The 3,572-nt window shown below is 68.0% G+C and carries 1 protein-coding gene and 4 pseudogenes; 1 reads left to right on the top strand and 4 read right to left on the bottom strand.

The window, feature by feature from the left end:
* Positions 1-410: 410 nt before the first annotated feature.
* The 3 genes and pseudogenes from ACLIBK_RS25380 to ACLIBK_RS25370 form a co-directional block, all read right to left on the bottom strand.
* A pseudogene (locus tag ACLIBK_RS25380) lies at positions 411-869 on the bottom strand (transposase); the annotation flags it as partial.
* A 17-nt stretch (positions 870-886) separates the two neighbouring features.
* Entirely contained in the window at positions 887-2,353 is a 1,467-nt protein-coding gene (locus tag ACLIBK_RS25375) for an IS1182 family transposase (protein WP_415390087.1), read from the bottom strand.
* Between the two features lie 51 nt (positions 2,354-2,404).
* Positions 2,405-2,989, bottom strand: a pseudogene (locus ACLIBK_RS25370) (IS256 family transposase); the annotation flags it as partial.
* Between ACLIBK_RS25370 and ACLIBK_RS25365 the strand changes: the two are divergent.
* A pseudogene (locus tag ACLIBK_RS25365) lies at positions 2,988-3,456 on the top strand (IS3 family transposase); the annotation flags it as partial. The pseudogenes ACLIBK_RS25370 and ACLIBK_RS25365 sit on opposite strands and share 2 nt — an antisense overlap.
* A 12-nt stretch (positions 3,457-3,468) precedes the next feature.
* Here the strand turns inward: ACLIBK_RS25365 and ACLIBK_RS25360 are convergent.
* A pseudogene (locus tag ACLIBK_RS25360) lies at positions 3,469-3,572 on the bottom strand (IS630 family transposase); the annotation flags it as partial.

Below are 3,572 nucleotides of genomic sequence, written 5' to 3'. Positions count from 1 at the left end.
CCGGTGATGATCTCGACCGTCCCCCTGCCCATGACCTTACAGCCGACCTTACGCCCGACGTTAAGGCCGCCAGCCTCAACGCACGTCAGCGGCCAGAGAAGGCGATGGAGGCCGGACGCTTACCTAACGGGGACGTATAAACCTCTTTCAAATTTAAATCTGACGGCAAGTGGTTTGTGAAAGGCTTGTGCAGGTTTGCTGGAGCGGTCGGGGGGAATTCTAAGGATCCCGGCAGAGCCCATGAGCACGTCGAGAACACCCCTGTAGCCGCCCTGCCGCCGGTACTCGTCCAACCAATAAAACGAAGAACCCTGCGCGCAGCGGTGGATCGACGTACTGTGCCTCTCGGCGGTCGTGTCCCCTCGCGTGGTGTAGGAGCGCGATGATCCTTGGTGGGTTGGGCCGCCGTGTCAGGCGGCCACGGCGGGCAGGCTGACGGTGGGAGTATCGCTGACTGCGCCGATGGTCTCCAGGGTCATGTAGCGCGAGCGCTGTGTGGCCCATTCGTCGGATTGCTCGAGGAGGATGGCGCCGACGAGCCTCACGACGGCGGCCTCGTTGGGAAAGATGCCGACCACGTCCGTGCGACGCTTGATCTCGCCGTTGAGCCGCTCGATCGGGTTGGTGCTGTGCAACTTCGTCCGGTGGGCGGCGGGGAAGTGCATGTAGGCAAGGACGTCGTCCTCGGCTTCGTCCATCAGGGCGGCGAGCTTCGGCATCTTGGGGCGGAGCTGGTCGGCGACGGCGCGCCACTGGGCGTGGGCGGCTGCGGCGTCCTCCTAGGCGTAGGCGGTGCCGATCCAGGCGGCGACGATGCGGCGCTGGGTCTTGCCCGCATGGGCGATCGCGTTGCACATGAAGTGGACGCGGGGGCTGTTGAACAACTCTACGCCGGACAGTCCGCAAGGCCGCTTCGGGTTGGTGGGGCCGCAGCGGCGAGCACCGTCGCAAAAAGATGTGCGAGAGCGGCCAGGAGCGATACGCTGCGCCATGGCCCGAGCAGGGTGAGGAGGGCGGCGGCGAGCCGCTTGAGGTTGACCGCGGCGGCGGTGAGGAACGCCTGAATGCGCATGTTCTGGAGGCCACGCCGGAGAGCGCGGGCGAGGCCGTGCCAGGACTTCGCCTCGCCGTGGAACCCCTCCGAGCGCCAACGATGGCGCTGGTAGAGGCGAGCGTCCTCCTTCGACCAGCGCTCCTTGCGGCGGCGGGCGCGCAGGAGGGCGGGATGGTGGTCGCTCACGACCACGGCCTTGTTGACCCGCCCCTTGGACAGGCAGTCGCCGCGGATCGGGCAGTGGCGGCAGTCGGTCGCTCGCGAGTAGAAGTAGCGGCCGTGCTCGACGCGCCGCGTCGGGCGTAGGGTGCGGCGCGTGGGGCACTTCAGGATGTCGTGCCGCGCGTCGTAGCGGAATCGGCGCAGCGGCACCCGCGAGCGGATCGGCTCCTTCTTGGCCGGGATGACCGGGTCGATGCCCCGCTCCTCCAGGCCGCCGTAGACCTTGCCGTAGGCGTAGCCCTGGTCGGCTGTGACCACCTTGACTGCGGTGCCCGTCACCGCCGCGACCGCATCGACCTGCGGCAGGGCATGGTCGCCCTCGTTCGCCTGGCCCGTCGTGACCTCGACGTCGCGGATGACACCGAACCCGTCGTCCACCGCCGTGTGCTGCTTGTAGGTGGGTTCCAGCCGCCGGTTCCGGGCGTTCGTCGCCATCGTAGCTTCCGGATCGGTGAGGCAGACCTTCTTGTATCGGCCCGTCTGCTTGCCGTCCCGCTCGGCCCGCCGCCGGGTGGTGCTGATTGTCTCCTGCCCGGCACCCGTGGGCGGGCTCTCTGGCTCGGCGTCCTGCGCCAGTACCGCCTCGACGTGCCGCTCGCCGAGGCTCTCCCAAGCGACGCCGGCACGAATGAGGGTCGCGTCGATGTGGACCACCTCGCCCTTGGCGATCCGCGCTCCGACGCAGGCCCTGACCGTCCGCGTGAAGATCTGCCGGAACAGGTCCGTCCCCCAGCGCTGGCGGATGCGCGTCAAGGACGAGTGGTCCGGCAGCACCTCTTGCAGGCCGTAGCCCGCGAACCAGCGGATCGCGATGTTGACCTGCGCCTCCCGCATCAGCCGCCGGTCGTGGACGATACCCAGCAGGAAACCCGCGAGCATCAGCCGCACCGCGGCCTCCGGGTCGATCCCCGGCCGCCCCGCGCCGTCGGCCGCGTAGAGGTGGCGCACCTCGCCGCGCAGCCAGGAGAGGTCGAGCACCCGATCGACGCGGGCGAGGATGTGGTCATCGGGGATCAGATCCCGCAGCGACCCCGCCATCAGCAACTCGGTCTGGCCTCGCACCCTGCTGCCCAGCATCGCCCGCCACCCGCGCCATTGCTGCCGATGAGCGAATCAGACCCACGGCTTTTTCAACAGCCCCACGCGGCAGCGCTGCCAGGTGGCGCGGAACACCTTTGTCACGGCGGCCTTGAGGCCCTTATGGGCGTCAGAGACCACCAGCTTGACGCCACGCAGGCCGCGGCGGGCCAGGCTGCGCAAGAAGTCGAGCCAGAAGGTCTCCGCCTCGGAGGCGCCGGTGGCCATGCCGAGGACCTCGCGCCGCCCGTCGGCGTTGACGCCGACCGCGATGGTGACCGCGACGGGGACGAAACGCCCGGCCTCGCGCACCTTCACGTAGGTGGCGTCGAGCCAGAGGTAGGGCCAGTCGCCCTCGATGGGGCGGGTGAGGAAGTCGCGGACGCGCTCGTCGATCTCGGCGCAGAGCCGGGAGACCTGGCTTTTGCGCACCCCGTCCATGCCCATGGCGCGGACCAAGTCGTTCACCGAGCGGGTGGAGATGCCATGCACGTAGGCTTCTTGGATGACGGCGGTGAGGGCCTTCTCGGCCGTCCGCCGGGGCTCCAGGAAGGCCGGGAAGTAGCTGCCCTTCCTGAGCTTCGGGATCCGCAGCTCGACGGTGCCGACGCGGGTCTGCCAGTCGCGGTCGCGGTATGTCCCAACCCTGGCCGGGTTCCTGTATCTGGCCATCGTGCTCGATGCATGGAGCCGGAAGATCGTCGGCTGACACCATGGCGAACCACCTGCGAGCGGAGTTGGTACTGGACGCAATGGAGATGGCAGTCGGTCAGCGTCGGCCGAAGAACGTCATTCACCACAGCGATCAGGGCAGTCAGTATACGTCCGTGACATTCGGCAAGCACTGCGGCGAGGCTGGCGTGCGGCCGTCGATGGGATCGGTGGGTGACGCCTACGACAACGCCATGGCCGAAAGCTTCTTCTCGACGCTGGAAGCCGAACTACTGAGCCGACGCCGGTTCGTATCCCAGGCGGAGGCCCGCATGGCCTGCTTCAGCTACATCGAGGGCTGGTACAACCCCGTCAGGTTGCACTCGGCCCTGGGCTACCACTCCCCCATGGCCTACGAAGTCACCATGCAGACGGCCGAAGCCAACACCTAGAGCAGTTTCCGGTCATTCCGGCTCATATCCGCACGCGGTGAAGTAGTTGGCGCACTCGGCGGGCGTGAACTGCGGGAGCGCATCGGCGATGGCGGCCCAGAGGTCCGGGATGGTGC

The sequence above is a fragment of the Roseomonas sp. BN140053 genome, assembly GCF_047690175.1.
Classification (GTDB): domain Bacteria; phylum Pseudomonadota; class Alphaproteobacteria; order Acetobacterales; family Acetobacteraceae; genus Roseomonas.
Note: the sequence above shows the minus strand (reverse complement) of the source record. Positions and strands in the feature narration are given on the sequence as shown.

What these genes read in the sequence shown, in the direction of transcription:
- ACLIBK_RS25375 (WP_415390087.1), bottom strand. Translation starts at nt 2,353, where the DNA reads ATGCTGGGCAGCAGGGTGCGAGGCCAGACCGAGTTGCTGATGGCGGGG.